This window comes from Pseudomonas sp. VA159-2 (assembly GCF_024126635.1).
Lineage (GTDB): Bacteria > Pseudomonadota > Gammaproteobacteria > Pseudomonadales > Pseudomonadaceae > Aquipseudomonas > Aquipseudomonas muyukensis.
Genome location: NZ_JAMYBV010000008.1, coordinates 205,855 through 232,405 on the forward strand (window position 1 = coordinate 205,855; position 26,551 = coordinate 232,405).

General features: G+C 65.9%; 25 protein-coding genes and 1 tRNA gene. 10 read left to right on the forward strand and 16 right to left on the reverse strand.

The genetic code is table 11. The features are described 5' to 3' along the window. Window positions 1-14: 14 nt before the first annotated feature. Window positions 15-554: a molybdenum cofactor biosynthesis protein B gene (gene moaB, locus NJG22_RS10630; protein ID WP_253094398.1), complete on the reverse strand. Its 540-nt coding sequence runs from the start codon at window positions 552-554 to the stop codon at window positions 15-17. 175 nt (window positions 555-729) lie between these two features. On the opposite strand from moaB, the gene NJG22_RS10635 reads away from it, so the two are divergent. Both NJG22_RS10635 and NJG22_RS10640 read left to right on the forward strand, forming a co-directional pair. Beyond that, entirely contained in the window at window positions 730-951 is a 222-nt protein-coding gene (locus NJG22_RS10635) for a YgdI/YgdR family lipoprotein (RefSeq protein WP_134691765.1), read from the forward strand. A gap of 79 nt (window positions 952-1,030) precedes the next feature. After that, a tRNA-Pro gene (locus NJG22_RS10640) sits at window positions 1,031-1,107 on the forward strand. Window positions 1,108-1,155: 48 nt separating this feature from the next. Here NJG22_RS10640 and mqo read toward each other — a convergent pair. From mqo to NJG22_RS10670, 6 genes are all read right to left on the reverse strand, one after another. Further along, complete coding sequence (mqo, locus tag NJG22_RS10645) at window positions 1,156-2,724, reverse strand: malate dehydrogenase (quinone) (RefSeq protein ID WP_253094400.1); 1,569 nt, start codon at window positions 2,722-2,724, stop codon at window positions 1,156-1,158. A gap of 399 nt (window positions 2,725-3,123) precedes the next feature. Next, complete coding sequence (locus NJG22_RS10650) at window positions 3,124-3,930, reverse strand: OmpA family protein (protein ID WP_253094402.1); 807 nt, start codon at window positions 3,928-3,930, stop codon at window positions 3,124-3,126. Beyond that, window positions 3,927-4,280: a DUF4398 domain-containing protein gene (locus NJG22_RS10655; protein WP_217853719.1), complete on the reverse strand. Its 354-nt coding sequence runs from the start codon at window positions 4,278-4,280 to the stop codon at window positions 3,927-3,929. The genes NJG22_RS10650 and NJG22_RS10655 overlap by 4 nt, the downstream gene beginning before the upstream one ends. Window positions 4,281-4,289: 9 nt before the next feature. Further along, on the reverse strand, window positions 4,290-5,111 hold the full coding sequence (locus NJG22_RS10660) for a transporter substrate-binding domain-containing protein (RefSeq protein ID WP_253094404.1): 822 nt from the start codon (window positions 5,109-5,111) through the stop codon (window positions 4,290-4,292). Window positions 5,112-5,200: 89 nt separating this feature from the next. Continuing rightward, the gene (locus NJG22_RS10665; RefSeq protein WP_253094407.1) at window positions 5,201-6,130 is read right to left on the reverse strand and encodes an FAD-binding protein; all 930 of its coding nucleotides are present in this window, start codon (window positions 6,128-6,130) and stop codon (window positions 5,201-5,203) included. Further along, window positions 6,131-6,880 carry an electron transfer flavoprotein subunit beta/FixA family protein gene (locus NJG22_RS10670; RefSeq protein ID WP_134691771.1) on the reverse strand — a complete coding sequence of 250 codons (750 nt, stop codon included), beginning with the start codon at window positions 6,878-6,880 and terminating at the stop codon, window positions 6,131-6,133. A gap of 544 nt (window positions 6,881-7,424) precedes the next feature. Here NJG22_RS10670 and NJG22_RS10675 point away from each other — a divergent pair. Continuing rightward, entirely contained in the window at window positions 7,425-9,089 is a 1,665-nt protein-coding gene (locus NJG22_RS10675) for an electron transfer flavoprotein-ubiquinone oxidoreductase (RefSeq protein ID WP_253094409.1), read from the forward strand. Between the two features lie 59 nt (window positions 9,090-9,148). On the opposite strand, the gene NJG22_RS10680 is transcribed toward NJG22_RS10675, so the two are convergent. The 5 genes from NJG22_RS10680 to NJG22_RS10700 all read right to left on the reverse strand — a co-directional run bounded on the left by NJG22_RS10680 (window position 9,149) and on the right by NJG22_RS10700 (window position 12,518). Continuing rightward, complete coding sequence (locus tag NJG22_RS10680; protein ID WP_253094411.1) at window positions 9,149-9,550, reverse strand: type II toxin-antitoxin system MqsA family antitoxin; 402 nt, start codon at window positions 9,548-9,550, stop codon at window positions 9,149-9,151. A gap of 1 nt (window position 9,551) precedes the next feature. After that, on the reverse strand, window positions 9,552-9,848 hold the full coding sequence (locus NJG22_RS10685; protein WP_253094413.1) for a type II toxin-antitoxin system MqsR family toxin: 297 nt from the start codon (window positions 9,846-9,848) through the stop codon (window positions 9,552-9,554). An 89-nt stretch (window positions 9,849-9,937) separates the two neighbouring features. After that, on the reverse strand, window positions 9,938-11,263 hold the full coding sequence (locus tag NJG22_RS10690) for an MFS transporter (protein ID WP_253094415.1): 1,326 nt from the start codon (window positions 11,261-11,263) through the stop codon (window positions 9,938-9,940). A gap of 58 nt (window positions 11,264-11,321) precedes the next feature. Continuing rightward, the gene (locus NJG22_RS10695) at window positions 11,322-11,807 is read right to left on the reverse strand and encodes a histidine kinase (RefSeq protein WP_253094417.1); all 486 of its coding nucleotides are present in this window, start codon (window positions 11,805-11,807) and stop codon (window positions 11,322-11,324) included. A gap of 168 nt (window positions 11,808-11,975) precedes the next feature. Beyond that, window positions 11,976-12,518, reverse strand: coding sequence for a sigma-70 family RNA polymerase sigma factor (locus tag NJG22_RS10700; RefSeq protein ID WP_290444713.1), 543 nt, complete (start codon window positions 12,516-12,518; stop codon window positions 11,976-11,978). A 152-nt stretch (window positions 12,519-12,670) separates the two neighbouring features. On the opposite strand from NJG22_RS10700, the gene NJG22_RS10705 reads away from it, so the two are divergent. The 3 genes from NJG22_RS10705 to NJG22_RS10715 are packed head-to-tail and all read left to right on the forward strand — an operon-like array spanning window position 12,671 to window position 17,216. Continuing rightward, window positions 12,671-13,849 (forward strand): efflux RND transporter periplasmic adaptor subunit, encoded by a 1,179-nt coding sequence (locus tag NJG22_RS10705; RefSeq protein ID WP_253094421.1) that lies wholly within the window; start codon window positions 12,671-12,673, stop codon window positions 13,847-13,849. Between the two features lies 1 nt (window position 13,850). Next, entirely contained in the window at window positions 13,851-15,815 is a 1,965-nt protein-coding gene (locus NJG22_RS10710) for a MacB family efflux pump subunit (protein ID WP_253094423.1), read from the forward strand. A 3-nt stretch (window positions 15,816-15,818) separates the two neighbouring features. Continuing rightward, window positions 15,819-17,216 (forward strand): efflux transporter outer membrane subunit, encoded by a 1,398-nt coding sequence (locus NJG22_RS10715; protein ID WP_253094424.1) that lies wholly within the window; start codon window positions 15,819-15,821, stop codon window positions 17,214-17,216. A gap of 114 nt (window positions 17,217-17,330) precedes the next feature. Here the strand turns inward: NJG22_RS10715 and NJG22_RS10720 are convergent, their stop codons facing one another. The 4 genes from NJG22_RS10720 to NJG22_RS10735 form a co-directional block, all read right to left on the reverse strand. Next, window positions 17,331-18,953: a twin-arginine translocation signal domain-containing protein gene (locus NJG22_RS10720; RefSeq protein ID WP_253094425.1), complete on the reverse strand. Its 1,623-nt coding sequence runs from the start codon at window positions 18,951-18,953 to the stop codon at window positions 17,331-17,333. A 117-nt stretch (window positions 18,954-19,070) separates the two neighbouring features. Beyond that, a complete protein-coding gene (locus NJG22_RS10725; RefSeq protein WP_253094426.1) occupies window positions 19,071-20,468 on the reverse strand; it encodes an aspartate aminotransferase family protein in 1,398 nt (465 codons plus the stop codon). Between the two features lie 196 nt (window positions 20,469-20,664). After that, on the reverse strand, window positions 20,665-21,987 hold the full coding sequence (locus tag NJG22_RS10730; protein WP_253094427.1) for an ATP-binding protein: 1,323 nt from the start codon (window positions 21,985-21,987) through the stop codon (window positions 20,665-20,667). Further along, window positions 21,984-22,667 carry a response regulator transcription factor gene (locus NJG22_RS10735; RefSeq protein ID WP_253094429.1) on the reverse strand — a complete coding sequence of 228 codons (684 nt, stop codon included), beginning with the start codon at window positions 22,665-22,667 and terminating at the stop codon, window positions 21,984-21,986. Before NJG22_RS10735 ends, NJG22_RS10730 begins: the two co-directional genes overlap by 4 nt. Window positions 22,668-22,844: 177 nt before the next feature. On the opposite strand from NJG22_RS10735, the gene dsbD reads away from it, so the two are divergent. From dsbD to NJG22_RS10755, 4 genes are all read left to right on the forward strand, one after another. Further along, window positions 22,845-24,563, forward strand: coding sequence for a protein-disulfide reductase DsbD (gene dsbD, locus NJG22_RS10740; protein ID WP_253094430.1), 1,719 nt, complete (start codon window positions 22,845-22,847; stop codon window positions 24,561-24,563). Next, window positions 24,563-25,393, forward strand: a complete 831-nt coding sequence (locus NJG22_RS10745) for a TlpA disulfide reductase family protein (RefSeq protein ID WP_253094432.1) — start codon at window positions 24,563-24,565, stop codon at window positions 25,391-25,393. The genes dsbD and NJG22_RS10745 overlap by 1 nt, the downstream gene beginning before the upstream one ends. Window position 25,394: 1 nt before the next feature. After that, window positions 25,395-26,153, forward strand: a complete 759-nt coding sequence (dsbG, locus tag NJG22_RS10750) for a thiol:disulfide interchange protein DsbG (protein ID WP_253094435.1) — start codon at window positions 25,395-25,397, stop codon at window positions 26,151-26,153. A 106-nt stretch (window positions 26,154-26,259) separates the two neighbouring features. After that, window positions 26,260-26,551: transposase (locus NJG22_RS10755; protein ID WP_253094440.1), on the forward strand; the 292-nt coding region annotated here is incomplete at its 3' end.

The window sequence follows — 26,551 nt, forward strand, 5'->3', positions numbered from 1 at the left end:
GGGGCCGGGCCACCTCAACCACGGCTGTCACAGGCCGCTGCCTGCTTCAGGTGCGGGACGAAATTGCACGGCCGGTGGCGGGCGTCCAGCTGCTCGGCGAGGATGCCATCCCAACCGGTACGCACGGCGTTGGTCGAGCCCGGCAGGCAGCAGACCAGGGTGCCGTTGGCCAGGCCGGCCAGGGCACGGGACTGCACGGTGGAGGTGCCGATGTCGGCCACCGAGATCTGCCGGAACAGCTCGCCGAAGCCCTCGACCTGCTTGTCCAGCAGGCAGGCCACGGCTTCCGGGGTGCTGTCGCGGCCGGTGAAGCCAGTACCGCCGGTGATCAACACCACTTGCACCTGGTCATCGGCGATCCAGGTCGCAACCTGGGCGCGGATCTTGTACAGGTCGTCCTTGAGCAGCACCCGCGCCGCCAGGCGGTGGCCCGCGGCACTCAGGCGATCGACGAACAGTTGGCCGGAGGTATCGGTGTCGAAGGTGCGGGTATCGCTGACCGTGAGCACGGCAATGTTCAGCGGCACGAAGGGGGTATCAGCCTTGGCTTTCATGGGGGTCCGTCACGCGGGGGGAATGTGCGTTGTTATATCACAGGCCAGCGCCAACGAACGCGGCCTTGTTCTTGGTCAATGCCCCGGCGATGGCGCTATGCTGCACTTTGCAAGGAACTTGCGTGGACGCCCTGCGTCTTAATGTCATCTAGCACCATTGCACTGGAGAAACACGATGATCCAACGGACCCTACCCGCCTTCCTGCTTGCCCTGGGCCTGGGCGCCCTCGCCGGCTGCGCCTCGCCTACCGTCATTACCCTGAACGACGGTCGCGAAATCCAGGCGGTGGACACGCCGAAGTACGATGACGACTCCGGCTTCTACGAATTCGAGCAGCTCGACGGCAAGCGCGCGCGCATCAACAAGGACCAGATCCGTACCGTCAAGGAGCTGTGATCCAGGCCTTTTTCGGCGCAACTCCTTTTTGCAACAAGGGGTTGCGTTGAAAAAATCGATGCAGTAGCATTTCGGACATCGGAGTGTAGCGCAGCCAGGTAGCGCGTCTCGTTCGGGACGAGAAGGCCGCAGGTTCGAATCCTGTCTCTCCGACCACATCCAACAAAAAGCCCGCCTCGCGCGGGCTTTTTGTTGCCTGCGGCATCAAGCTTCCGGCAGTACCGGTACGTGCAGCAGTTGCAGCCGCGCACTGCTCCATTCGCGAACCTTGTTGGTCAGCTCGAGGTCGTTGTTCAGCTGCTGGCCGTAGCTTGGCAGAATTTCCTTGAGCTTGGCCTGCCATGCCGGGGTATTGATACGGTCCTTGAAGGCCTTCTCCAGCACGCCAAGCATGATTGGCGCAGCGGTCGAGGCGCCGGGCGAGGCGCCCAGCAGCGCGGCGATGCTGCCATCCTGCGCGGCTACCACCTCGGTACCGAACTGCAACACACCACCGTGTACCGGGTCTTTCCTGACCACCTGCACGCGCTGGCCGGCCTGCAGCAGTTTCCAGTCCTCGCCCTTGGCGTTGGGGAAGTACTCGCGCAACGCTGCCATGCGGTCATCGAAATTCAGCGTCAACTGGCCCATCAGGTAGTTGCCGAGGTCAACGTTGTCGAGACCGGCATGCAGCAGCGGGCCGATGTTGTGGGTGGTCAGCGCGGCGAACATGTCCAGTAGCGAGCCATGCTTGAGGTACTGGGTGGAGAACGTCGCGAACGGACCGAACAGCAGCACCTGCTTGCCATCGATCATCCGCGTGTCGAGGTGCGGCACCGACATCGGCGGCGCGCCGACCGACGCCTTGCCGTACAGCTTGGCCTGGTGGCGGGCCACCAGGTCCGGGTTGTCGGTCATCAGGAACTGGCCGCCGACCGGGAAGCCGGCATAACCTTCTGCTTCGGGGATGCCGGACTTCTGCAGCAGCTTGAGGGCGCCGCCACCAGCACCGATGAAGACGAAGCGCGCCTTCACTGCCGCTTCACGGCCGCCCTTGGCCAAGTCCGCCACCACCACGTGCCAGCTACCGTCGTCGTTGCGCTTGATCTCGCGCACTTCATGGCCCAGGTGCAGCGTGACGTTGGGGTTGCGGGTCATCGAGGCGAACAGCTGGCGGGTGATCTCGCCGAAGTTGACGTCGGTACCGATGGCCATCCGCGTGGCGGCGACCTGCTGCCCGGGATCACGGCCTTCCATCACCAGCGGTGCCCACTTGCGGATCTGCTCATGATCCTCGGTAATTTCCATGCCGCGGAACAGTGAACTGTGCCGCAGCGCCGCGACGCGCTTGTGCAGGAAGGCGATATTTTCATCGCCCCAGACAAAGCTCATGTGCGGCACGTTGTTGATGAACGAAGGCGGGTTGCTCAGAACGCCCTGCTCGACCTGGTAGGCCCAGAACTGCTTGGACACCTCGAACTGTTCATTGACCGTGACGGCCCTGCTGATATCGATGCTGCCGTCCTCGGCGAGGCTGGTGTAGTTCAGCTCGCAGAAGGCCGAATGACCGGTGCCAGCGTTATTCCAGGCATTGGAGCTTTCCTCGGCGACCTGGCCCAGGCGCTCGTAGGCGGCGATTTTCCACGCAGGCTCCAGCTCGGTGAGGTAGGTACCGAGGCTTGCGCTCATGATACCGCCGCCGATCAGCAGGACATCGACGGTCTTTTCCGGGGCGGCGGGCTTGGAGCAACCGATGACGCCCAGGCACAGGAGCGTCAGCAGGAATTTCTTCATTGGATCTTTCCGGTTGAGGGTGTTGACGCGGGGGCGACAGCGAAGATCGTGCCAACCGGTTTTGGCCCCTGTTGCTGGGGCGAAGCGCTGGAAGACATGGCGATAAACCGCCAAACAAGAGGTAGATACGAGTGCCTGGCTGGCGGGTTTCCCCCGTATCTTGCGCCCGCTCAACTATCGCGCGCGTAGCTACAAGCAGGGGGACTCGTTCGCCCCGCCCGCATGACGCTCTTTCCAGGCAGAAAACACGCGCGCAGAGGTCGGGCCGATGCCGACCGCTGCGGGCCTGCTTGCACCTGGAGCGCCATCCCTTTCAAGGTGTTGGGAATTGGCGGTCGACTTGGACTGGCCGGGCGCCTGGCGACCCTTTCCGGCCGCTCCGACGCCTCGGCAAAGGACTCATCGCGCCGGGGCGAGCTTGCCCTTGTCGTCGGAGAAAACGATTTCGACCCGACGATTCTGCGCCCTGCCCCGCTCCGAAGCATTGGCCTCCACCGGGTACTGGTCGCCATAGCCCTCGACCTGGATACGCTTTTCGTCGACACCCAGGTCGACCAGCATATCGGCCACCGCCTGGGCTCGATCCCGGGACAGCTTGAGGTTGTCCTCGGACGCCCCCGTGCTGTCGGTATAGCCCTCGATCCGCACCACCCGCCGCGGATTGAGCTGAAGGAACTGCACCAGCTTGAGCACCGTGCGGCTTGCCGAGTTCTTCAGCTCCGCCTGGCCGGTGTCGAACAGCACATCGCCCAAGGTCATCACCAGGCCACGATCGGTCTGCTCGGAGGCCAGCGCGGCGATTTGCGCCTCGACGAACTTGCCCTGCTGCTGCACGCTGGCCAGCTTGGCCTCGCGCAGCGCCAGTTGCAGGCGCTGGCGCTCCAGGTCGAGCTTGCTCAGGCGCTCCTGGCTCAATGCCAGGTTGGCGTGTTCGCGGGCGATCTCACTGTAGCGCTGGCTCAGATAAGCGTAGTGGCGTACGTCGCTGCCGGTGCCTACATAGCCGGCCAGGCGTTCGGCACGCCCCAAGGATTCACCCGCACGAATTACGTCGCGCGGCGCGCTGCGCAACACATCGGAGTCGTCCTTGACCTTCTGGAACGCCGCACTGGCATCTTCCAGCGACGACTCGCTGCGCTGGCTGGCGCACCCCTGCAGGCCGGCCAGGGCCAACAGCGCCAGGGCAATGGGCTTGAGGCGGCTCATGGCTGCACCTCCAATTGCTTGCGCAGGCGCTTGATACGCGACTGCATGACCTGCAGCTGCTCCTCGCTCTTCTGATTCAGCACCCGCGCCTCGGCCAGGCGCGCATCCAGCTCAGCCTGCTCGGCACGCATGCGCGCATCACGGTAGCGCTCGCTGAGCATGTTGCTCTTGGCGCGGGCCAGCTTGTCTTCGGCCAGTTTGAATTCCACCACCTGTTCGGTGGCACCGACGGCCTTGGCCTGCTCCAGGGCCTGCTCGGACAGGCGCAACTGTTCATTAGGTGCCGGATCGTTGGCACAACCGGCCAGGCCAAGCATGGCCAGGGCAAGCATCAGGGGTTGGGTTCTCACGCACTCTTCCTACTGTTTGGGGGCGCCCTGCGACGCCTGCATCTGCGCTTTCCAGCGCTCTACATTGCGCTGCAGCACAGCCTCGCTCGCCCCGGAGATCGGCAATTCTGTCAGCTTTTTCGCCAGTTGTCCGCGCAACCAGCTGTCGTTGCATGCCGAGTTATGCGACACCGCCAGGTACAGGCCTGGCCGGTCCACCGGCAAGCCCCGGGCGATCAGGTCGTCGCTCACCCCCAGGCTCTGGGCCATGGCCATGCCGGAGTAACGGCCGGCAAGCACATAGTCGACCTGGCCGAGCACCAGTTTCTGGAACGCCTGGGTAAGGTTCTGCGCCGGCGCAAGCTTCAGCTGGGCCTTGGCGAAAGCCTCGAAGGCCGGCGTCAGCCGCGCCTTGTCCGACAGCCCGCCGCGGTATTGGGCCAGATCGGCCGGGCCGTTGAACTCCAGTACCGCGTCGTGGCGGGTCCAGACCAGGTATTCGTTGAGCTGCAAGGCCGGATGGATATAGTCCAGGGCGGTCAACTGAGCGACCTGCATCGGCGTATCGAGCAGCAGGTCGATGCGCCCACTGCGCACCTCGTCGAGCGCCTGTTCGCGCTTGCCGGCGTGCAGCACCTCGACCTTCAGGCCCAATTCATCGGCCACCTGGCGCAACAAGTCGACATTGGCGCCAATCAGGTGCTTCGGGTCTTGCGGGTCCTGCCAGGAATACGGCGGCGCATCCGGGCTGCCGGTGGCCACCAGGGTTTCGCATTTGCCCAATGCCCATACCGGGCTCGACAGCAGCGCCAAGGCGCAGGCCAGCATCCCCTTGCTCGAACGAAACACCATGCAACCACTCCCCACCTGCGCAACGACAGCCATGAAAAAACCCGGACCGCCAAGGGCGGGCCGGGTTCTTTATAAGTGAAGCAGGCGGATCAGACCAGCTTTTCCAGCTCCGGTACCGCTTCGAACAGGTCGGCGACCAGGCCGTAGTCGGCAACCTGGAAGATTGGCGCCTCTTCGTCCTTGTTGATCGCGACGATCACTTTCGAGTCCTTCATGCCGGCCAGGTGCTGGATCGCGCCGGAAATACCAACGGCGATGTACAGCTGTGGCGCGACGATCTTGCCGGTCTGGCCGACCTGCATGTCGTTCGGCACGAAGCCTGCGTCGACCGCGGCGCGCGAGGCGCCGACCGCCGCGCCGAGCTTGTCGGCCAGGGCGTAGAGGTGCTTGAAGTTGTCACCGTTGCCCATGCCACGGCCGCCGGAAACGACGATCTTGGCGGCGGTCAGCTCAGGGCGATCGGACTTGGCCAGCTCTTCGCCGACAAAGGCCGACTTGCCGGCATCGTGAGCGGCAGCGACAGCTTCGACAGCGGCCGAGCCACCTTCGGCGGCCACGGCGTCGAAGCCGGTGGTGCGCACGGTGATGACCTTGACCGCAGCGTTCGACTGCACGGTAGCGATGGCGTTGCCGGCGTAGATCGGACGCTTGAAGGTGTCGGCGGACTCGACCGCGATGATCTCGGAGATCTGGTCGACATCCAGCAGCGCGGCTACCCGCGGCAGGATGTTCTTGCCGTTGGTGGTGGCCGGGGCCAGCACGTGGCTGTAACCCTTGGCCAGCTCGACCAGCAGCGGCGCGACGTTTTCCGGCAGGGCGTGGGCATAGGCCGCGTTGTCGGCGACCAGCACCTTGGCAACGCCTGCGATCTTGGCGGCGGACTCGGCGACGCCACCGACGTTCTGGCCTGCGACCAGCACGTGGATATCACCACCGATCTTGGCGGCAGCGGCGACAGTGTTCAGGGTGGCCGGGGCTACGGCACCGTTCTCGTGTTCAGCGACAACCAGGATAGTCATTTAGATTACCTTCGCTTCGTTCTTCAGCTTCTCGACCAGTTCGGCCACCGACTTGACCTTGATACCGGCGCTGCGGGCAGCCGGCGCTTCGACTTTCAGGGTCTTGTTGGTGGAGGCGAGGGATACGCCCAGCGCGTCCGGAGTCAGGGTCTCCAGCGGCTTCTTCTTGGCCTTCATGATGTTCGGCAGCGACGCGTAGCGCGGCTCGTTCAGGCGCAGGTCGGTGGTGACGATCGCCGGCAGGTTCAGCGCGACGGTCTGCAGGCCGCCGTCGATTTCACGGGTGACGTTGACCTTGTCACCTGCCACTTCGACCTTGGAGGCGAAGGTGCCCTGGGCGAAACCGGTCAGCGCGGCCAGCATCTGGCCGGTCTGGTTGTTGTCGCTGTCGATGGCCTGCTTGCCGAGGATCACCAGCTGCGGCTGCTCCTTGTCGACAACGGCTTTCAGCGCCTTGGCCACGGCCAGCGAGTTCAGCTCGTCGGCGGCCTCGACCAGGATGGCACGGTCGGCGCCCAGGGCCAGGGCGGTACGCAGTTGCTCCTGCGCCGCGGTCGGGCCGATGCTGACGACGACGATTTCGCTCGCCACGCCCTTCTCTTTGAGGCGCACGGCTTCTTCCACGGCGATTTCGCAGAAGGGGTTCATGGACATCTTGACGTTTGCAAGGTCGACGCCGGAGTTGTCCGCCTTGACGCGAACCTTGACGTTGTAGTCGACCACTCGTTTGACAGCTACAAGAACCTTCATGGATTCCTCGTTACTCTCCGGTGAAAAGAAGATCGCCTGGGGACTGCCCGGCGAATGCGCGTGGGTACAAGGGCACCTCTAAAAACGTGTCGACACCGGCAAGGTTCAAGTGACCGATCAGTCCTGTTGCGACCTTTACCGGGCAAAACCCGCGGGTCATTTCCTGTCGCGGCGTGTAGACTCCACTACAACACCCGATTCGGCCCGTAAACCTTGCTCCACGCCTGGTCTTTAGGGGTGCACCTGCGCCCGACGGTCAGCCTACGGCGAACGCGAAAGCGCTCGTATCTTGACCGTAACACCCAATCCGGTCAATACGGCAAATTGGCCAGCCTCCAGCCGCCTACCTGTGATTCTACGGGCCTCCGGCAAATTCAAACAAACGTTTGTATTGGACCCGCCAAGTGGTGTAGATATAATGCGCGGCCAAGACAAGACGGTGTAGTCCGTCACCTGCGAAGCTACAGCACCTGCATGCCGCGCGTGACCGTGAACACCCATAAAAGACAAGCAACAGCGATGAGCCTTGAGTAGGAGAGAACCTGTGGAACGCGAATACATGGAATTCGACGTGGTCATCGTCGGCGCAGGCCCGGCGGGCCTGTCTGCCGCCTGCCGCCTGAAGCAGAAGGCCGCCGAAGCCGGTAGCGAGATCAGCGTCTGCGTGGTCGAGAAAGGCTCCGAAGTCGGCGCCCACATTCTCTCCGGCGCGGTGTTCGAACCGCGCGCGCTGAACGAACTGTTCCCCGACTGGAAAGCGCTAGGCGCGCCGCTGAACACCGAGGTCAAGCGCGACGACATCTATGTACTCAAGGATGCCGCCAGTTCGACCAAGGTCCCCGACCTGTTCGTGCCCAAGACCATGCACAACCAGGGCAACTACATCATTTCCCTGGGCAACCTGTGCCGCTGGCTGGCCCAGCAGGCCGAGAACCTGGGCGTGGAAATCTACCCGGGCTTCGCCGCGCAAGAGGCGCTGTTCGATGAAAACGGCGTGGTCCGCGGCATCGTCACCGGCGACCTGGGCGTCGACCGCGAAGGCAACCCGAAGGACGGCCTGTACACCCCGGGCATGGAACTGCGCGCCAAGTACACCCTGTTCGCCGAAGGCTGCCGCGGCCACATCGGCAAGCAGCTGATCAAGCGCTTCGACCTGGACAACGAAGCCGATGTGCAGCACTACGGCATCGGCCTCAAGGAAATCTGGGAAATCGACCCGGCCAAGCACGAGCAAGGCCTGGTGGTGCACACCGCTGGCTGGCCGCTGGACGTGATGAGCAAGGACAATACCGGCGGCTCGTTCCTCTATCACCTGGAGAACAACCAGGTGGTGGTCGGCCTGATCGTCGACCTGTCTTATGCCAACCCTTACCTTTCGCCGTTCGACGAGTTCCAGCGCCTCAAGCACCACCCGGTGATGAGTCAGTACCTCGAAGGCGGCAAGCGCATCAGCTACGGTGCCCGCGCCATTTGCAAAGGCGGCTTCAACTCGCTGCCAAAGATGGTGTTCAACGGCGGCGCGTTGATCGGCTGCGACCTGGGCACCCTGAACTTCGCCAAGATCAAGGGCAGCCACACCGCGATGAAATCCGGCATGCTCGCCGCCGACGCGGTGGCCGATGCCCTGATCGCCGGCAGCGAGGGTGGCGACCAGCTCAATGGCTATGTCAGCGCGTTCAAGGCCAGCTGGCTGTACGAAGAACTGTTCGCCAGCCGCAACTTCGGCCCGGCGATGCACAAGTTCGGCCCGCTGCTGGGCGCTGCGTTCAACTATGTCGACCAGAACTGGTTCGGCGGCAAGCTGCCGTTCACCCTGCACGACACCAAGCCGGACTACGCCTGCCTGAAGCTCGCCGCCGACTCGCAGAAAATCGAGTACCCGAAACCGGACGGCAAGCTCAGCTTCGACAAGCTCAGCTCGGTATTCCTCTCCAGCACCAACCATGAAGAGGAACAACCCTGCCACCTGAAGCTGACCGACCCGAATATCCCGATCGCCAGCAACCTGCCGCTGTACGACGAACCGGCGCAGCGCTACTGCCCGGCCGGCGTGTACGAAGTGGTCACCCAGGAAGACGGCAACAAGCGCTTCCAGATCAACGCGCAGAACTGCGTGCACTGCAAGACCTGCGACATCAAGGACCCAGCCCAGAACATCACCTGGGTCACCCCTGAAGGCGCGGGCGGGCCGAACTACCCGAACATGTAAGCCCTGCCCTGATAGCAACGAAATGCCCCCTGGCCATCCGGCCCGGGGGCTTTTTCGTCTCAGGCGCTGCGTACTTCCTCGAACAGTTCGGGGTGGCGGTCAAGTAGCTTGAGCAGCTTGATCAGCGCGACCGGTGGTTGGGTCTTGCCGTTTTCATAGCGGGAAAAGGCATTGACGCCACCGCCGAAGATTTCACCGGCCTCACGCTGGTCCAGATCGAACTTTCGGCGTACGGCCACGATGAAACCCGGATCGATAACCGCGGCATTGATCTGCCGGTCGAATGCCTGCATCAGATCGCTTATGCGCTCCGCCTCTTCCATGCTCAGCACCGCTTCGCCGCAATCCGGGCAATAATTCCCGAACACATCGGGGATCACCGTATCTTGGCCCTTATAGCGATAAGGCATGTCCTGATACTGGGCAATCAGTTCCGCGCCTCCACACACTGGACATTTCATTTCAAAGCTCCTTGAAAGACACGACCAGCACGTCATCGACGACCGTTAAATTCACGTAAATCCAGCCGAGCTCGGTCGGTCGGTGATAAACGTCCTGCCAAACCCTGTGGTCCTGATAGGTCGTCATGCTCTTATAAAAATCAGAAGGCGATAGCGCTTGAATGACATCGAGGATCTGTCGAGGTCGAAGGCCCAGCTTGTGGGCGCCCTGAATCGCGGCTCGTGTCGAGCGCACCTTCCCCTCCCTCAGCAGAACTCGTACCCGCTCCAACGGGCAATGCGGCGTTCTCTTTTCCATGAGAAATTAACCTTTAAGGTTAGGCTAATAGGGATTCCCAATAGCCACCACCCGGAAGTCTGCCCCACCACCCGCCAGCCGTTATCGGCTCATTTGTCACCACACATGATCGGCACAGGCTCCGCTGCGAAGACCAACGGCTCGCGACGCGCGAAATACAACGCCGTCAGCAACCCCACGCTACCCATGATCAGACAAAATCCGACACACACCCACGGGCTCCACGGCATCAGCGCAATCAGCGCCAGCGGTGTAGTGCTCGCCCACAACGCATAAGCAACGTTGTAGGTGAAGGAGATCCCCGACACGCGGATCTGCGCCGGGAACAGCCCGACCATCACCGACGGCACCACCCCCACCACCCCGCAGCACAGCCCCGCCAGGGCGTAGGCCAGCCAAGTCATGCCCCACTGCCCGACCAGGCTGGCGTACAACACGCCGATACCCAACGGCAACAGCAGGCTGTACAGCATCAACGCGCGCCAGGCGCCGATGCGGTCCACCAGCAACCCGGCCAGCACACAGCCGATATTTAGAAAGACGATGCCCACGCTGCTCAAGGCGAAGGTGTGCCCGGCTGTCATGCCGAAACGCTGCTGCATCACCGTCGGGGTGATCACCACCAGCACCACCACCGCCGACGTCAGCACGCAGGTCAGCAGCGCCGCCGGGATCAGCGCTCGGCGATGCTCGGCCAGCACGCTGCGCAAGGGGAATGCCACCGGCTGTTGCTGGCGCTCGCGCAGGGCCAGGAACACCGGCGTTTCACCCAACCAGCGACGCAGCCAGACACCAATCACACCGAACACGCCACCCAGCAGGAACGGATAACGCCAGGCGTAATCGAGAATTTCCTGGGGCGTGTAGAGTTGCGCCAGCAAGGTTGCGGTCAGCGCTCCGAGCAGGTAGCCGAAAGTCAGCCCGGCCTGCAGGAAGCCCAGTGCATAGCCCCGCCGCCCCGCCGGCGCATGCTCGGCGACGAAGGTCCAGGCACTGGGCACCTCGCCGCCGACCGCAGCGCCTTGCAGGATTCGCAACGCCAGCAGGATCAGCGGCGCGGCATAGCCGATGTCGGCATAGGTCGGCATCACCCCGATCAGCAGGCACGGCAGGGCCATCATCAGGATGCTCAGGCTGAACACCCGCTTGCGCCCCAGGTGATCGGCGAAATGCGCCATGAGGATGCCGCCCAGTGGCCGCGCCAGGTAGCCGGTGACGAAGATCCCGAAGCTCTGCAGCAGGCGCAGCCACTCGGGCATCTCGGGCGGGAAGAACAGCTGGCTGAGGGTCAGGGCGAAGAATACGAAGATGATGAAATCGTAGATTTCCAGGGCGCCGCCCAGTGCCGCCAGACCCAGGGTTCGGTGGTCGCCGCGGCTGAACCGGGGCGGGCGGGCGGTATCGATGGCAGTCATGGCAGGTTCCGCAACTTGGCAAAAGGCCAAGAGGATAGCAAAAGCCCGCCCTGACGGCTCAGGAGCTGCGGCTGAACACCGTCGGCGCCAGGCCGCTGCGCCGGCGCGCATAGCCGGGGCTGGCGGCCAGCCCCGCCGGCACAGGTAGCTGGCCAACCAGCACCGGCAGGTCGATGATCGCCATGAACGACTCCAAGGCCTCGCTGTCGGGTGCGCGCGGCAGGCTGATGCTCACCGCATGACGATCGTTCGGCGCCACCTTCGGCACCTTGAGGTGCGGCGCGTGGTAGAGCAGTGCGTGCTGGATCTGCGAACTGACCCGGCAGAACCGCGCCAGGTCGACGCCGGCATGGCTGGCCAGCTCGATGTTGCCGATCAGCAGGTTGAACGGCTGCAGGGCACTGTGCACCAGGCGCTGCAGGTCGTCGAAACTGTCGACAGGAGCGATCCGGTAGTAGCCCAGGCCATTGAGCATCCGCTCCAGCTGCAAGCGCTGCTCGGGATGCTCGTCGGCGATGAGAATGCGCATGGCTTTATTGGGCATCGTACGGGCCTGAGCAGTGAGGTGAGAGAACGAGGCTCCATGACCATACTGCGCCCGTGCGGGCAGCGCCGGGCGAATCGCCCGCGCAGGGTCTTTCTTGATAGTTGTCGTGAAACAACTAGAAATCAAGCCGCCGGCTCACGGAATTTTCACAGTCCTGCGACCTGCTCATGACTCCCAATGGCGCATGCGTACCCGGCAGTGTTTCATGGCGTTGACGATGTGCTTTTCCACCAGGCTGCGGGAGATGCCCAGGCGCTCGGCGATCTGGCTGTGGGACAAGCCCTCGAGCTTGCGCAGCAGGAAACTCTCGCGGCAAGGCGCGCTCAGCTCGTCCAGGGCCTGCTGCATCAAGGCCAGGCGCTGGTCATGCTGCATGCCTTGCACCGGTGCCGGGGTATGCCAGCGCTCGTCCTGGTCGAGCACTTCCAGCGGCTCGGCCTGGCGCACCAGGTGGCGCCGATGGCGATCGACCACCAGGTTGAGCGCCGTACGGTAGAGGAACGCGCGGGGGTGCTCGATCTGCTCGCCGGCGGTACGCTCCAGCACCCGCAGGTAGGCATCATGGGCGACGTCCTCGGCGGCCTGGCGACTGCCGAGGCGGGCGCTGAGAAAGTTCACCAATTCGCGATAGTAATGTTCCACGATGGCACCTGGCGCCTCCCTGCTCGAGCGCGGACCTGGCTGGGAAGCGGGTCTGGATGATGTCAGCGTGCGATCTTACAAATTATAATTATTCTCAGCAACACACCGATCGCCCCTCCCTTGCGCTAAATCATGCCGGCCCGGGTTCGTTTACCGTCAGACCCCGAGCGTGCCGCCCTCGACGCGGCACTCGCCCTTCCCTCCGGCTGGAAGCCCGCATGACACGCACATCCACTCCCCGCCGCCGGATACTGCTCGGCACCCTTGGCCTGCTCGGTCTCGGCAGCCTGGTGGCCTGGCAGAGCCTGCCACTGGGCGGCGCACCGGTCAGCACGGTGCCGGTGACCCGCGCCGACATCGAAAGCAGCGTCACCGCCCTGGGCACCCTGCAGCCACGCCGCTACGTCGACGTTGGCGCCCAGGCCTCGGGCCAGATCCGCAAGCTGCATGTCGAAGCCGGCGACGAAGTTCGCCAGGGCCAGTTGCTGGTGGAAATCGATCCATCCACGCAGCAGGCCAAGCTCGACGCCGGGCGGTTTTCGATCGAGAACCTCAAGGCCCAGCTCGCCGAGCAACGCGCCCAGTATCAACTGGCCCAGCAGCAGCACCGGCGCCAAAGCGACCTGGCCGCGGCCGGCGCCACCCGCCAGGAAGACCTGCAAGCAGCGCAAGCCCAGCTCAAGGTGACCCAGGCGCGCATCGACATGTACCAGGCGCAGATCCGCCAGGCCCAGGCCAGCCTGCGCAGCGACGAAGCCGAACTGGGCTACACCCGCATCTATGCGCCGATGAGCGGCACCGTGGTGGCGGTGGACGCCCGCGAGGGCCAGACCCTCAACGCCCAGCAACAGACGCCGTTGATCCTGCGCATCGCCAAGCTCTCGCCGATGACGGTCTGGGCCCAGGTATCCGAAGCCGATATCGGCAAGGTCACGCCGGGCATGACCGCTTATTTCACCACCCTCGCCGGCGGCAAGCGCCGTTGGACCAGCCGCGTGCGGCAGATCCTGCCGATCCCGCCCAAGCCCCTGGAGCAGGCCAGCCAGGGCAGCGGCAGCCCGGCCAGCGCCAGCGCCGGCACGACTGGCAGCAAAGTGGTGCAGTACACCGTGCTGCTGGATGTCGACAACCCCGACGGCGCCCTGATGGCCGAGATGACCAGCCAGGTGTTCTTTGTCGCCGGCCAGGCCAGCCAGGTGCTGAGCGCCCCGCTGGCGGCGCTGGATGACAGCCCCGGGGATGGCCTGCGCCTGGCCCAGGTGCTCAACCGCCAGGGCAAGATCGAGGCGCGCCAGGTGCGCACGGGCCTCAGCGACCGGCTGCGGGTGCAGATCCTCGAAGGCCTGAACGAAGGTGAGCGCCTGGTCATCGGCAGCCCTGCCGCCAGCGGAGGTTGACATGCCCACGCCCCTGATCAAGCTGCGCGACATCCGCAAGGTCTACGGCGGTGTCGATTCGCCGCAAGTGGAGGTGTTGCGCGGCGTCAGCCTGAGCATCCACCCGGGCGAGTTCGTCGCCATCGTCGGCGCGTCCGGCTCCGGCAAATCGACCCTGATGAACATCCTTGGTTGCCTTGACCGGCCCAGCGCCGGCAGCTATCACTTCGCCGGCCGCGACGTGGCCGAGCTGGACAGCGACGAGCTGGCCTGGCTGCGCCGCGAAGCCTTCGGCTTCGTGTTCCAGGGCTATCACTTGATCCCCGCCGGCTCCGCTCAGGAAAACGTCGAGATGCCGGCCATATACGCCGGCACGCCACCTACCGAGCGCCATGCCCGCGCCCGCGCCCTGCTCGCGCGCCTGGGCCTGGCCAGCCGTACCGGCAACCGCCCGCACCAGCTGTCCGGCGGCCAGCAGCAACGGGTGTCGATTGCCCGCGCCCTGATGAACGGCGGGCATATCATCCTCGCCGACGAGCCCACCGGCGCGCTCGACAGCCACAGCGGCGCCGAGGTCATGGCCCTGCTCGACGAGCTGGCCAGCCAAGGCCATGTGATCATTCTCATCACCCACGACCGCGAGGTCGCGGCCCGTGCCCAGCGGGTCATCGAAGTACGCGACGGCCAGGTGCTCAGCGACTCGGCCACCGACCAGCCAGCAGTGACCGCCAACCAACGCCTGCAAGCCGACGACCTGCGCCAGCGCCTGGACCGCGGCGCTTCCCTCAGGGGCGCCTGGAAAGGCGAGCTGCTCGAGGCACTGCAAGCGGCCTGGCGCGTCATGTGGATCAATCGCTTTCGCACCGCCCTGACCTTGCTCGGCATCGTCATCGGGGTGGCCTCGGTGGTGGTCATGCTGGCCGTGGGCGAGGGCAGCAAGCGCCAGGTGATGGCGCAGATGGCCGCGTTCGGCTCCAACATCCTCTACCTCAACGGCAAGCAGGCCACCCAGCAGGAACCGGCCGGCATCGTCACCCTCGATGATGTCGCGGCCATCGGCGAGCTGCCGCAGGTCCGCCAGGTCATGCCGGTGATCGGCGACAAGCTGATGGTGCGCCAGGGCAACAACAGCCAGCAGTTCTACGTCGGCGGCAACAACACGGCGTTCCCCGAGATCTTCAACTGGCCGGTGGTCGAAGGCAGCTTCTACAGCGAGGCCGACGAAGCCAGCGGCGCGGCGGTGGCAGTGATCGGCGCCAAGGTGCGCGACAAGATGTTCGGCCCCACCAGCAACCCGCTGGGCCAGTACCTGCTGATCGGCAACGTGCCCTTCCAGGTGGTCGGCGTGCTGGTGGCCAAGGGCGCCAGCTCCGGCCAGCAGGATGCCGACGAGCGCATCGCCGTGCCCTACTCCGCCGCGGCCATCCGCCTGTTCGGCAGCCGCGACCCGGAATACATTGCCATCGCCGCCCAGGACTCCGCCCGCGTGACCGAGACCGAACAGGCCATCGACCGCCTGCTGCGCCAGCGCCACCAGGGCCGCCACGATTTCGAATTGACCAACGATGCCGCGCTGATCCAGGCCGAGGCCCGCACCCAGAACAGCCTGTCGCTGATGCTCGGGGCGATCGCCGCGATCTCGCTGCTGGTCGGGGGTATCGGCGTGATGAACATCATGCTCATGACCGTGCGCGAGCGCACCCGGGAAATCGGTATCCGCATGGCCACCGGCGCCCGCCAACGCGACATCCTGCGCCAGTTCCTCACCGAGGCGGTGATGCTGTCGATGGTCGGCGGGGTGACCGGTATCGTCCTGGCCTTGGTCATCGGCGGCGGCTTGCTGCTGGCCGATATCGCCGTGGCCTTCGCCCTGCCCGCCATGCTCGGCGCCTTCGCCTGCGCGGTGATCACCGGCGTGGTGTTCGGTTTCATGCCGGCCCGCAAGGCCGCCCGCCTCGACCCGGTCAAGGCCCTTACCAGCGAATAGCCCATGACATTTCCAAGCCGCTTCAGCCTGTTGACCTTGAGCCTGTGCCTGGCCGCCTGCAGCACCCCGCCGCCACCGGCGGCGAACATCGACACCCCGCCGAGCTGGCAGGGCCCCGCCCACGCCGCGCGCCCCTTGCCCGACCAGCACTGGTGGCGTGCCTTCGCCAGTGACGAACTGGACCGCCTGGTCGAACGCGCGCGGCACAACAGCCATGACCTGGCCGCCGCCGCCGCGCGGGTGCGCCAGGCCCAGGCCAGCGCGGTGATCGCCGGCGCGCCCTTGCTGCCCGAGGTGCAACTGGGCCTCAATGGCAGCCGCCAGCGCCTGTTGCGCGGCAACGGCAACGACCAACTCGACGCCAGCAGCAGCGAACGCACCAGCACCGCGTTCGGCACGCGCCTGAGCGCCAGCTACGAAATCGACTTCTGGGGCGGCCTGCGCGCGACCCGCGACAGCGCCCTGCGCAGCCTCGACGCCAGCCGCTTCGACCGCCAGACCGTGGAGCTGACCCTGGTCAGCGCGGTCGCCGACAGCTACTTGCAAGGCCTGGCCCTGGAGCAGCAACTGCGCATCGCCCGCCTTAACCTGGGCAATGCCCGCGAGGTGCTGGATCTGGTGAGCGCCCGTGAACGCTCAGGCTCGGCCACGCGCCTGGAACTGGCCCAGCAACGCAGCCTGGTGGCCGCCCAGGAGCGCCAGGTGCCACTGCTGGAACAGCGCTGGCAGGACAACCGGGTAACCCTGGCCACTTTGCTCGGCGAGCCGGTCCAGGCCCTGCCCGCCAGCGTGCAGACGCTCGATGGCCTGCGCTGGCCGGGGATCGGCAGTGGCGTGCCCAGCGAGCTGCTGGGCCGCCGCCCGGACATCGCCGCCGCCGAGGCCCGGCTGGCCGCGGCCAGCGCCAACGTCCAGGTGGCCCGGGCCGCCATGCTGCCGCGCCTGGTGCTGAGTGCCGATGTCGGCAGCGGTGCGCGAACCTTCGCCAACCTGTTCGACAGCCCCTACTACACCCTCACCGCCGGGCTCGCCGCGCCGATCTTCAACAACGGCCGCCTCAGCGCCTCGCGCGACCTGGCCAACGCCCGCCAGCAGGAACTGCTCGAAGACTACCGGGGCAGCATCCTGGCCGGCTTCGCCGATGTCGAGAAGGCATTGAACGCCATCAGCGGCGTCGAGCGGCAACGCCAGTGGCAAGATCAGGAAGTCGACCAGGCGCGGATTGCCTTCGACCTGGCCCAACAGCGCTATGGCGCCGGCGCCGAGACCTTGCTCAGCGTGCTCGAGACCCAGCGCACGCTGTACCTGGCCCAGGACCAGCAGGCCCAATTGCGCCTGGCGAGGTTGCAGGGCAGCGTGGCGTTGTACAAGGCGCTGGGCGGGGGGTGGCAAGTAGAGTAAGGAAGGCTGCGCAGCACGTCGCCTGGTTCCCCAGCAAGGCTGGCGCCTACAGGGGCGGGGGCGGCGCGGGCCTGAAGGCGCCGGCTTGCCGGCGAACCTCCTGCGTGCCTGGCTTCAGGTCACGATGTTCTTCAGCGACAGATGCCGTGCGTACCAGGGGCGCTGGGGCACCTTGCGCAGCAATGGCGCGATCTTGTCGTCCTCGCCAAAGGTAATGCGCAAGGCCAGCTTCATGACCTCGACGTCCATCTCCACCGACTTGCCCGCACGCATGCCCGGCTGGGTGCTGCAACCATGGGTGTCCGGCCCCAGCCAAGGGTCGTCGACCTCCACCCAGCGGCCAGGCGCGAACCACGGCACACCATTGACCTCCAAACGCCGGACCTGCCCAGGGTGATACCGCTCGTGAGCGCGGAACCAGTCATCGATTCGGTCGTCGATCCAGCCGTGGAAGCCCCAGAACACCGGGTTGACGTGGGATGAGAACGGATCGCCGAGAAAGTCGTTCTCGCGTCCGAACCAACGCGCGGCAAAGTCCGCCGGATCACGGGCAAACGGCACCGGTGCGCCACTGAGCGGGTCGCGTGGCACCGAGGCCCAGCACATGTGCAGCCAGTCGTGCAGGTTCATCTCCAGCTCGGAACCAAACGCGCCAAGCGACAGCTTCGACAGGTACAGCGGGTCCTGATACTGCGACTCCCACACCTGGAAGTTGCTGCAATAGGTCTCGCCGGCCTTGATCGCCCCCACCCACTGCCCGTAGGCCTGGTCACCAGGCGCCTGCCAGCCGGGCGGCACCCGCTGGCCGTCGTGGTTGTCGTGATAACGGGCAAAGCCTGCGCGGTCGAGCTCGACGCTCGGCTGCGGCAGCGGGAAGCGTGGCCAGGATGGCAAGTCCTGCAGGGTGCGGGCATACATCAGCATGTGCCGGTGCATGAACAGGAAATCGATCCCCGAACCATTGCGGTGCTTGCGCGGCCCGCGGGCATCGCGCTCGCGGTCCCGTGGGCCAGGTTGCCAACCCAGGCCGCGCAGGGCGTCTTGCTTGGTTGGCGGCAAGCGGTGCCACTTGTCGCGCGTGGCATGCCAAAGCTGATGGAACAGCCGGTGCTCGGCGCCGATCACCCACGCCTGCATCTGTGGGGTGTAGGGGATGCGCTCACGCGCCTCGGGGAACAGGCGCTTGACCGCGACGAAGCGGCTGTCCGGCAACGGCAGGGTCAATGGCCGGTCCAGGCGCTGCAGGCGCCCGCTCAGGGTTCCACTGCCGGCGTTGGCAAAACTGCCCCAGACCTCGTCGAGGCTGGCCACGCATTCGTAGCTGGGGCCACCCTGCTGGTTCATCAAGCGCCAGCGCACCTCGCCGGTGCTGGCCCCCACCAGGTCGCCAAGCACCCGGTAGGCGGGTTCGCCCTCGCCGCGCAGGCGCTCACCTTGGTCGACGAAGCCGCGCAGGCCGCGGCCCTTGGTGGCGATGTCGAGGAACATCTCGACACCTTGCCCGGGCACACCGTCCAGGCCCGCATCGGCGCCCTCGAAACGGATGTCCCAGACCCCCCGCAGCAGGTCCGCGAGCACCTGGCCACTGTAGTCGGCCAACTCCACGCTGGCCTCGCCAGGGGTGACGATATCGTCCTCAGGGTCATGGGTCAGTTGCTTGTGCGCGTAATAGGCCGCCGTGCCCGTGGCGCCCGCCACGGCCAACCCGGCGATGAATCCTCGTCGAGAAATTGTCATTGCGCCTCAATCCGTCTCCGCGTGACGCGGCTTCTACCCAAGCTAGGACGTACCAGGCGTATGGAAATTTACCGCCCAAACTTGGAAACACGGGGCCGCAGCCGGCCCCCGAATCCTTCAGCCCGCCACGGCGGCGCGCAGCGCCTCGGCAAAGCGCCCGGCGACTTCGTCGACCTGCTCGGCACTGATGATCAGCGGCGGTAGGAAGCGCACCACCGCGCCATGCCGGCCACCCAGCTCGAGGATCAGGCCACGGCGCAGGCATTCGCGCTGCACCTTCGGCGCCAGGGTGCGGCAGGCCGGCGGGTGCCCCAGGGCATCGTGGGTGCCGGCCGGGTCCACCAGCTCGACGCCGAGCATCAGGCCCCGGCCACGGATGTCACCCAGTTGCGGATAGTCCTGTTGCAGGCGCTGCAGATGCCCACGCAGGCGCTGGCCCATGGCCTCGGCGTGCTCGCACAGGCGCTGCTCGACCAGGTACTTCATCACCGCCGAGCCCGTGGCCATGGCCATCTGGTTGCCGCGGAAAGTGCCGGCGTGCGCCCCGGGCGACCAGGTGTCCAGCCAGTCGCGGTAGACCGTCACCGCCATCGGCAGGCTGCCGCCAATGGCCTTGGACAGGGTCACCACGTCCGGCACGATGCCGGCGTGCTCGAAGGCGAACATCTTGCCGGTACGGGCAAAGCCGCTCTGGATCTCGTCGACGATCAAGGCCACCCCCGCCTGCTCGGTAATCCGCCGCAGGCCGCGCAACCACTCGATATCCGCCGGGATCACGCCGCCCTCGCCCTGCACCACCTCGACGATGACCGCCGCCGGCAGGGCCACCCCGGCCTCCGGGTCGTTCAGCAGGTTCTCCAGGTAATGCAGGTTGGCGCGCACGCCAGCCTCGCCGCCCAGGCCGAACGGACACCGATAGTCATAGGGGTAGGGCAGGAACTGCACCCCACTGGCGAGCAGCGCGCCCAACGGTTTCTTCGGCCCAAGGCTGCCCATCAGACTGAGGGCGCCTTGGGTCATGCCGTGGTAGCCGCCCTGGAACGCCAGTACCGTGCTGCGCCCGGTAGCGGTGCGCACCAGCTTGAGCGCCGCCTCCACCGCATCGGTGCCGGTGGGGCCGCAGAACTGGATCTTCGCCTCGCGGCGCAAGGCCTCGGGCAACAGGCCGAACAGGTCCTGGACGAACTGGTCCTTGACTGGAGTGGTCAGGTCCAGGGTATGCAGCGGCAGTTCGTCGGCGATCACCTGCTGGATGGCATCGATCACCACCGGGTGGTTGTGGCCCAGGGCCAGGGTACCGGCGCCGGCCAGGCAATCGATGAACTGGCGCCCGTCGACGTCCTCGACGTAGATGCCCCGGGCCCGCTTGAGCGCCAGGGGGATGCGCCGCGGGTAGCTGCGGGCGTTGGACTCCTGCTGTTGCTGGCGCAGCAGCAGCGCTGATGGCTCGAACTCATACAAGGCGCGCGGCGCGGTAGCCGGCAGTGCCTGGGCAAGGCTGGAAGCGGTCGACATCGGGAAAACCCTCGCAAGCAAGCGAATGTGCCCGCCACGCTTCCTGTCACCGGATGTGTGTCGGGTTGTTATCGCTTGGAGAACGCTTTGGCGAGGTGCGGATTTAGCGCTTGGCGTGGGATTTATTGTGGCGATGATCGCCGTGGCGCGGGCAAGCCCGCGCCCTGTATCTGCTCAGGCTCTGTACGAACAGAGCCTAGACCACCGGGCGGGCCGGCACTTGCAGCCACACCCGCAAGCCATCGGCCTGGCTGTCGAAGCGCAAGGTGCCGGCACAACGCTGGACAATGGCCTGGACGATCGCCAGGCCCAAGCCGCAGCCACCGCTCTGGCCATGGCGCCAGAAGCGTTCGGTCAGGTGCGCAAGATCTTCCTCGGCAATCCCGGGGCCATGGTCGCGAACCATGAAGCCGACCTGCCCGTCCCGCGCCTGCACGGCCAGTTCCACCTCGGCATCACCGCCATGGCGCAAGGCGTTGTCCAGCAGGTTGCGCAAGGCCGCGACCGCCAGCGGTGCCGGCATGCCCAGGTAGACCTGGGTAGCCTCGTCCGGCAGGTGCAGGCGGATGCGCCGGTTGTCACCGCCACCGGCATCCTGCACTGCCTGCAAGGCCACCTGCTCGGCGCTGCACTGCACGCCGTCGTCGAACGACAGGCTGCCCTCGACCCGCGCCAGCATCAGCAGCTGCTCCAGGGTGCGGTGCATGCGATCGGTGCCCTGCTCGGCATACGCCAGCGCCTGCTCGCGCACCGCGCCATCGGTCATGCGCGCCACTTGCAGGTGGGTCTTGATCGCCGTCAAGGGGCTACGCAGCTCGTGGGCGGCATCGTCGGTCAGGCGCCGCTCGCGCTCGATGGTCTGGGCGATGCGCAGGAACAGCTGGTTCTGGGTGGCGAGCAGCGGCTGCAGCTCGCTGGGCAGGCCCGCCACCTGCAACGGCTCGACGCTGTCGGCGCGGCGCCGGCGCAACGCGTCGCGCATGCGGTTGAGCGGCTCCAGGCCCTTGCCCAGGCCGATCCACAACAACCCCAGGCTGCCGAGCAAGGCCATCAGCACCGGCGCCGAGGCTGCCAGCAAGATCGACTGGTTGAGCGCCTCGCGTTCCTGGTGCCGGTCGGCGGTGGTGATGCGCACATCGCCATGGTTGTAGGTGAAGGTACGCCACGAGGCGCCGTCGATGGTCTGGTCGCGAAAGCCGCTGCGCCCGTCATCGATGCTGCCGTCGTGCTTGTGGTTGCTGGCGAGGATTTCGCCGCGCAGGGAACTGACCTGGCACGCCATGCCGTCCGGCACGCTGAATTGATCGGCGGCGAAATGCGCATCCTGGCCCTTGGCGGCCAAGGGCTGCGGCAGCTGGTCGATCAACCCGGCAACCATCCGCGCCGAGGCGACCAGGCGCTGGTCGAGAGAGAACATCATCTGCTGGCGCAGGTCGCGCAGCATCCAGGCGGCGGCCAGCACCCAGATGACGATGAAGACGCTGCCGAGGATCAGCGACAGGCGTACCCGCAGGCTCATGATGCGCCCTCCTGCGGGGCCTGGGCCGGGCCGAGGCGATAGCCAAGGCCACGCACGGTCTCGACGATGCTGTTGCCGAGCTTGCGCCGCAGGTGATGGATATGCACGTTCAGCGCGTTGCTTTCGACCTCGTCGCCGAAGCCATACACGCAATCCTTGAGCTGCTCGCTGGAAAGCACCCGCCCGGGGTTCTGCAACAAGGCCTGCAACAGCGCCTGCTCGCGGCGCGACAGGTCGACGGGTTGCCCAGCCAGGGTCGCCAGGCAACTGCTCGGGTCGTAGCTGAGCGGGCCGTGCTCGATGGCGTTCACCGCCCGCCCGGCGACCCGGCGCAACAAGCTGTGCAGGCGCGCGGCCAACTCGCGCAGGTCGAACGGCTTGAGCAGGTAGTCGTCGGCGCCGGCCTGCAGGCCATCGACGCGATCGGTGACCGCATCGCGGGCGGTGAGCACCAGCACTGGCAGCGTCTCACCCTGTTGGCGCAGGCGACGCAGCAGCTTCAGTCCGTCTTCGTCGGGCAGGCCGAGGTCGAGGATCATCACGTCGAACTGCGCGGTCTGCAGCATTTGCCGGGCCTGCGAGGCGCTGGCCACCCGATCCACGGTCAGGCCTTGGGCCGAGAGGCCGGCGCAGATACCGCTGGCGATCAGGTCGTCGTCCTCGCAGAGCAGAACGTGCATGGGGGATCTCCTGGGTGGGCTGGCGGGCATTGCACAGCGTGCTGATTAAGGGGGGATTATGAACCCTCTTGGCATTGCGGCAATCATTGCCAGGCGTTTGCCGTCAGCGGGGGTTAACCTTCAGTTAATACGCCATGCCCAGCATGGCCCCAACTCAAGCTCTACCAAGGCGTCGACATGCGTGTTTTCCTGCTTTTCCTGGCATTGCTGCTCGCCGGCCCCCTCCAGGCCAACCCCTTCGCCGTCAAACCGGACTTCCTGCCGGTGAACGAAGCCTTCGTCCTCACCCACGAGCGCCTGGACAACGGCCAGACGCGCCTGTTTTTCCAGATCAAGGACGGCTACTACCTTTACCAGAAACGCCTGAAGTTCGACGGTCTGCCCACCGCGCAGCAGCCCACCTTGCCGGTGGCGGAAAACCACCACGACGAGTTCTTCGGCGACAGCGCGGTCTATCGCCAGCAACTTGAACTGCTGTTGCCCGCCACCGCCAGCGGCGAACTGCGCCTGGGCTGGCAGGGCTGCGCCGACGCCGGCCTGTGCTATCCGCCGCAAACCACGGCCATCGCCCTCGGCGCCGCCCCGTCCACCGCAGCGGCAACCGACCAGGCCAGCGACCAGGCCTTGGCCAGCAATCTGCAACAGGGCAGCCTGGCCTGGAGCTTGCTGGCCTTCTTCGGCCTGGGCCTGCTGCTGGCCTTCACCCCCTGCTCGCTGCCGATGCTGCCGATCCTCGCCGGGCTGGTCCTGGGCAACGGCGCCAGCGCCCGCCGCGGCTGGTTGCTGGCCGGGGTCTACGTGCTGAGTATGGCGCTGGTCTATGCCGGCCTGGGGGTGATCGCCGCGCTGCTCGGCGCCAGCCTGCAAGCCTGGCTGCAACAGCCCTGGCTGCTGGGCAGCCTGGCCGGTTTGTTCGTGCTCCTCGCCCTGCCGATGTTCGGTGCCTTCGAGCTGCAACTGCCCAGCGCCCTGCGTGACCGCCTCGACCGCGCCGGCCAGGGTACCCGTGGCGGCAACCTGTATGGCGCGGCGCTGCTCGGCGCCTTGTCCGGGTTGCTGCTGGGCCCCTGCATGACCGCACCACTGGCCGGCGCCCTGCTGTACATCGCCCAGAGCGGCGATGTGCTGCAAGGCGCGCTGGTGCTGTTCACCCTGGGCCTGGGCATGGGCGTGCCACTGCTGTTGCTGGTCACCCTGGGCAACCGCTACCTGCCGCGCCCGGGCGCCTGGATGAACCTGGTCAAGGGGCTGTTCGGCTTCGTGTTCCTGGCCATGGCCCTGTACACCGTGCGCAGCCTGCTGCCCGAGGCCCTGGTGCTGGCATTGGCCGGCGGCTGGCTGATTGCCCTGGGCTGGGCCGCCTGGCCGGCCCTGCAGCGCCTGCCAGCGCTGCGCGCGATACCGCTGCTCGGCGCGCTGTGGGGTGGCTTGCTGCTGGTCGGCGCCGCCGCCGGCGGCAGCGACCTGTGGCAGCCGCTGCAACCCTTCGCCGGCAATGCGAGCGCCAATGCCAAGGCCAACGCCCACGACGCCTTCGTCACCGTCGCCAACCCCGCTGACCTGCAACGCGAGTTGGACGCCGCCAAGGCCCGTGGTCAATGGGTGCTGGTGGACTACTATGCCGACTGGTGCGTGTCGTGCAAGGTCATGGAAAAACAGGTCTTCGGCCGCGCCGATGTGCAGGCCAGCCTGGCCGGCGTGCACCTGGTGCGCCTGGATGTCACCGCCGATGCGCCGGCCAGCCGGGCGCTGCTGCAACACTACCAGGTACCCGGCCCGCCCAGCCTGATCTGGATCGGCCCGGAAGGTGAAGAGCGCCGCGCCCGGCGTATCACCGGTGAAATCGATGCCGCCGGGTTCCTGCAACATTGGGCACAGACCAGGAGCCAAGGCTGATGCTGACGGTCACCCTCGGGCCACTGACCATGGCCCTGAACCACTTGCTGCTGCTCGCGGCGCTGGCCATCGCCAGCCTGGTCGGCTGGCGCGTGGCCCGACGCGGCGGCGAAAACCCCGAGTCGGCGCTGTTCAATTTGTTCCTGCTGGGGCTGCTGTGCGCCCGCCTGGGCTTCGTGCTGGCCTATTGGCCGATGTACCGCGACGACCCCTTGCAGATCATCGACATTCGCGATGGTGGCTTCCTGCTCTGGGGCGGGCTGCTGGGCCTGGTCCTGGGCACCCTCTGGCAAGGCTGGCGCCGCCCCGGCCTGCGTCGGCCGCTGGGCTGGGCACTGTTCAGCGGCGCGCTGTTCTGGGGCCTGGCCAGCCTGGCCAGCCATCTCTACAGCCAGGGCACCGAGCTGCCGCAGATGAGCCTGCGCGACAGCCGCGGCCAGGCCGTGGCCCTGCACGACTACCGGGGCAAGCCGCTGGTGATCAATATCTGGGCCACCTGGTGCCCGCCGTGTCGCCGCGAAATGCCGGTGCTGCAACAAGCCGAGGACGCCTACCCCCACGTGACCTTCCTGTTCGTCAACCAGGGCGAAACCCCGGAGAACGTCAGCACCTTCATGGCCACCACCGGCCTGACCCTGTCCAACGTGCTGTTCGACGGCACCGGCGAACTGGCCCGCAAGGTCGGCTCCATGGCCCTGCCCACCACCCTGTTCTACAACGCCGAAGGGCGGCTGGTCGGCAGCCACCTGGGCGAACTGTCGCGGGCCAGCCTGCGCCATGCCTTGGAACCCTTCGAACGCGCCGAGGCGCCCGCCCCACAAGGAAACTGACATGCGATTGAATGCGCTGCTGCCCCTGACCCTGGCCCTGCTCGCCAGCCCCGCCTTGCACGCCGAAACCCTGCCCAAGGCCGTCCAGCAATTGCAGGCCAAGGGCGCCGTGATCAAGGGCAGCTTCGATGCCCCCAACGGCCTGCGCGGTTATGCCGCCGAATACCACAACAACGGCATCGCCCTGTACCTCACCGCCGATGGCAAGCATGTGCTGGTGGGCAGCCTGTTCGACGAGCAAGGCAAGGGCCTGAGCGCCGAGCCCCTGGAAAAGCTGGTGTACGCGCCCATGAGCAAGGCCGTGTGGGCGAAGATGGAAAACACCGCCTGGATCGCCGACGGCAAGGCTGACGCGCCTCGCGTCGTCTACCTGTTCAGCGACCCCAATTGCCCTTACTGCAACATGTTCTGGCAGCAGGCGCGGCCTTGGGTCGAGTCGGGCAAGGTGCAGTTGCGCCACATCATGGTGGGCATCATCCGCGCGGACAGCCCGGGCAAGTCCGCCGCGCTGCTGGCCGCCAAGGACCCGGCCCAGGCCCTGCAAGCGCACGAGAAGGCCGGCAAGGCCAGCACCCTCAAGGCACTGGACAAGGTGCCGGAGGCGGTGCAGAAAAAGCTCGAGGCGAACATGGCGCTGATGGAGGAACTGGGCTTGGCGGCGACGCCGGCGATCTTCTACCAGGATGAACAAGGGCAGTTGCAGAGCCAGCAAGGGGCGCCGCGGCCGGAGATGCTCGGGAAGATTCTCGGCAAGCGTTGAGGGATGCCCGATAGCAGTGCCTGAAAAGCGCAAGGGATCCCCTGGGCCTGTCCCGTGACAACGGACGCCAAGAAGCGATACTTATATCGCTATCTTGGAGGTTGCCATGTACCCAACCACTCGCCGCAACTACACCGATGAGTTCAAGATTCAGGCCGTTGCGCTAGCCGAAACGCTCGGCAGGACGGAAGCTGCTCGCCAGCTGGAAATGTCTGTGAAAACGTTGGACAACTGGGTCAACGCTTCTCGCAGTGGTCTACCGCTGAGCTCTCCTGACCGTCGAGCAATTACCAGAGAAGACAGCGAGTTAGCGCGATTGCGAGCCGAGAACGCTGAGCTGAAACTGGAGCGTGAAATCCTAAAAAAGGCGGCGGTATTCTTTGCCAAAGAGTCCAGGT